We start from the raw sequence: 3,940 nt of genomic DNA, 5'->3' as shown, positions 1-3,940 counted from the left end.
TAAATTTCAAAGAGATAAAATTTTAAACGACTGAAGCCAAATTTAAGTAAAATTTTGTAGGAAAATTACGGTAAAATTTTAAAAATATGAGAAGTAAATTTTATAATTTTTCGGACGTTAAAGATGGGGGCGTTTGCCCTAAGTGCGGAGGCGAACTGCAAGATTATGCCGAGATAGAAAAGTGGAATCAAGCGGAAAAGAATAAAAAGCTTGAGAAATATTATAAATTTGAAAAAGAGTGGCTAAAGAGGGTGAGCCATAATAAAAAATAATTGATGCGCAAGCAAAATCAAAAAGCCATATGGATAAAAAAATGAGCGCCAGGATAGGTTTAATACTTTTGGGCGCATTTTAGACGGGTATGATTTTAGGGATTTGGCTAAATTTCAAAATTTCAGCTAGATCCGCTTTGCAAATTTGCCGCTTTAAGAAATAAAAACCGCCAAGGAGTCTAAATTTAAAACCGAAATTTTGCCGCACCCAGCAAAACACTCGAAATCAAAATTTCATCCAATCTGCGCCAAAATTTTAAAAAATCTATCTTTAATCTTTGAAATTTATTATTATTTAATCAAGAGAAATTATAATATAGCATTTGCAAATCATTCGCAAAATTCTAATTTTGAATAGGGGAGAGTGATGTTTAAGAAATTTTATCTTTCAAATGCCGCGATCGCGCTAAGTTTGTGCGCCGCCTTACAACTAAACGGAGCCGAAAACAACGCTACGTCCGCAAATATCGGCGCGCCCGGCGCGAGAGCCGTAAATTCCGCAGCTTCTAAAAACGCTTCCGGCGCGAACGCCACGAAGCTGGGCACCATCGTAGTTACCGCGACGGGCTTTGAGGATATGCTTAAAAACGAGGTTCGCAACGTCTCGGTCATCACCGCGGAGGATATGGAAAACCGCGGCTACCGCAATCTGCGCGAAATTTTAGAAAAGGCGCCGGGGGTTAGCTTTCACGGCGATACGGTCGATCTGCGCGGACAGGGTCAGAAGGCAAATACCTCCGTCAAAGTCCTTCTTAACGGAGTCGCGCTCAATATGATCGACACGACGCCGACGAGCATCCCGATCGATCTCATTCCGATCGAAGATATCGAGCGCGTGGAGATCATCCCGGGCGGCGGTAGCGTGCTATACGGCAGCGGCACCAGTGGCGGCGTGATAAATATCATCACGAAAAAGGGAGCCAGATACCCGTACGCCAATATCTCGACCAAGATCGCGTCGTATAATTACAATGATCTAAATTTAGGACTCGGCGGAGGCGTGAGCGAGAATTTGTTTCTAAAAACCGCCGTAAAGGGCTTTAAGCAGCGCGGATACCGCAAGGGTGAGAAAGAGAGCGGCTATTATGGCTCGCTCGGGATGCATTATAAAATTTCGGACGATCAAAGCATCTCTTTTGATCCGAGCTATTATCAGGCGCGAACCTATTCGGTGCCGAGCTTAGGGCTTGCCGAGCTGAGAGCGGATCGCCGCCAGCAAGGAGGTGAACGGACTTTTACCAAAAGTACGCGGGCAAATTTCGATTTCGGCTACACGGTAAAATTCGGCGATAAAATCGAAGCAAATTTGCACCCTTATTATCAAGATATCAGGATCATTCAGAGCGGATTTGTGATGAAAGACCGCAAAGAGGGGGCAAATTTAAAAGGCAAGCTCGACTACGACAGCGGCGAGTTCATAGCGGGATATGATTATCTCAAAAACAAGGGCTTTCGCAGGATAAATTTTGATGTCGCGATGAATCCTATGATGAGCCGTTCACAGCTTACGATCTTTGATATGCAAAAGCTTACCCACTCGGTCTATGCTTTAGAAAAGCACAATTTCACCGATCTGTTTTCGCTTAGTGCGGGCGGTCGGTTTGAGCGCGCCGAATACAAAGTAGATCGCAGAGTTTTAACGACCATAAAAAGTATGGGAAACATAATCTCGCAGACGCAAAATAGTACCCGAGTAAGCGATCATAAAAACAACTACGCTTTTGAGATCACGCCGAATTTTAATTATTCCAAGGATGGCAATCTATATTTTAAATTTGAGCGCGGCTATATCTCGCCGGGTCCTAATCAGCTCATCGACAAGCTCGGTCGCAACGGCCCTTACGTGCTTAATAACCTCAAATCCGAAACCTTTAAAACCTACGAGATCGGCCTTAAAGATCTGATCTACGGGCAATACGTAAGCGCTACGATCTTTTGGACCGATACGAAAAACGAGATCGTAAACGAACTGCTCGGCAGCGACATTGCCGATGGTTGGCATTTTATCAATATCGACGAGACGCGCCGCAAGGGCGTGGAGCTGTATGCGGAGCAAAGTCTGCTTTCAAATTTAAAGCTCAGCGAGACCTTTTCATATGTCGACGCCAAGATCCAATCCGGCGCGAATAAAGGTAAGCAGGTTCCGCTGGTGGAGCGCTCAAAGTTCGTTTTGGGGCTCGATTACGAGCCGATTAGAAATTTAACGCTGATGAGCGATTTTAAATATTTCTCATCATCGCACGACGGCAACCACGATAGAATCGACTCGCGCACGATCGTAGATCTGGGCGCTGCGTACCGCTTCGCAAGCGGATTTTTGATAAGCGCGGGAGTCAAAAACGTCTTTGACGAGGAGTATAATTACAACCAAAATTTACGCTCGGACATCTATACTCCCGCTCCCGGGCGCAATTACTACGCGGAGTTTAAATACACCTATTAGCGTGCGTTTAAATTTAAGCGAGGTTTGAGCTGCGAAATTTAAAATTTACGGGCGGAATTTAAAATTTTGCTGCAGCGTGCTTTGCCGCCGCGAGATTAAATTTAATAAAAGGAGCGAAGATGAAACCGGACTATAAAAACTGGGTGCCTAAGGGCATGATCGCGGGCTTTGCCGCAGGTGCGGCCGTAGCATTAGTTTTGTTTTTGATTTTCGGCGTTTGCGGCGCCTTCGTGGGCGGCGCGCTAAGGTGGTTTCTTGCGGGGCTTTTCGGTGCAGCGGCGCTGTTTTTGGTCGGCTTTACGATCTATTGCGTCGCGCTATACCGCGCGTTTGATTACGGCGGCAAGCGTCAGCTCTCTCGCGCGATCGTAGAGGGCACGGCGAAATACGTGGATCTGCCAGAGGGCGGGCGCGGGTTGGACGTGGGCTGCGGCAGCGGCGCGCTAACGATTGCCGTCGCTAAGCGCAACCCGCACGCATCGGTGCTGGGCGTCGATCGCTGGGGCTTTGAGTATGCGTCTTTTAACAAGCAGCTGTGCGAATCCAACGCGCGCGCTGAAGGGGTGCAAAACACTAGCTTCGAGCAGGCCGACGCCACACAGTTGCCCTTTGAGGACGGCAGCTTCGATGCGGTTACAAGCAACTACGTCTATCACAACATCATGCGCAAGGACCGCCAGGCGCTGCTTTTAGAGACGCTCCGCGTGCTTAAAAAGGGCGGCAGCTTCGCGATCCACGATCTTTTCTCGCGCGGAAACTACGGCGACATGGATGCTTTCATCGCGCGACTTAAGGAGCAGGGCTACGAGCGAGTCGAGCTTATAGATACGACGCAGGGGCTTTTTATGGGCCCACGCGAAGCCAAATGGCTGATGCTAGGCAGCTCAAAGCTTCTGGCGGGTAGAAAATAAAAAGCCTTTATTCGATTTAAAATCAGTAGCTAACGCGAATAAAATTTTAAAATTATTAAAAATTTTGGAATTCTAAGATTACGAAATTTTAAATTTTTGCAAAATTCTAAGAAAACACAATGTAGCAAATTTTAGAATTCTGCCAATTTCAAATTTTAAAATTCCGCCTGACGACTACTGCATTAGTATCGCGACAAATACCTTGAGCTGCGCTTTAGCTATATTTGCCGTATTGAAGCGGCGCATTTTCGTTCCCCCGCGCACCCAATCGGATTTAAATCCCACCGCTTAGAAAATCCGCGAAATTTTTTATA

General features: G+C 46.4%; 3 protein-coding genes. All 3 read left to right on the top strand.

The window, feature by feature from the left end:
* The first annotated feature begins 86 nt into the window (after positions 1-86).
* The 3 genes from Q0340_RS12315 (at position 87) to Q0340_RS12305 (ending at position 3,626) form a co-directional block, all read left to right on the top strand.
* The gene (locus tag Q0340_RS12315; protein ID WP_298083543.1) at positions 87-272 is read left to right on the top strand and encodes a hypothetical protein; all 186 of its coding nucleotides are present in this window, start codon (positions 87-89) and stop codon (positions 270-272) included.
* A gap of 367 nt (positions 273-639) precedes the next feature.
* A complete protein-coding gene (locus Q0340_RS12310) occupies positions 640-2,715 on the top strand; it encodes a TonB-dependent receptor (RefSeq protein WP_298083542.1) in 2,076 nt (691 codons plus the stop codon).
* 119 nt (positions 2,716-2,834) lie between these two features.
* A complete protein-coding gene (locus Q0340_RS12305) occupies positions 2,835-3,626 on the top strand; it encodes a class I SAM-dependent methyltransferase (RefSeq protein ID WP_298083541.1) in 792 nt (263 codons plus the stop codon).
* The last annotated feature ends 314 nt before the right edge of the window (positions 3,627-3,940 follow it).

It is taken from the genome of uncultured Campylobacter sp. (assembly GCF_938045595.1).
Classification (GTDB): Bacteria; Campylobacterota; Campylobacteria; order Campylobacterales; family Campylobacteraceae; genus Campylobacter_B.
The sequence above is the reverse complement of the archived record's forward strand: the minus strand, read 5'-3'. Positions and strand labels throughout refer to the sequence as shown.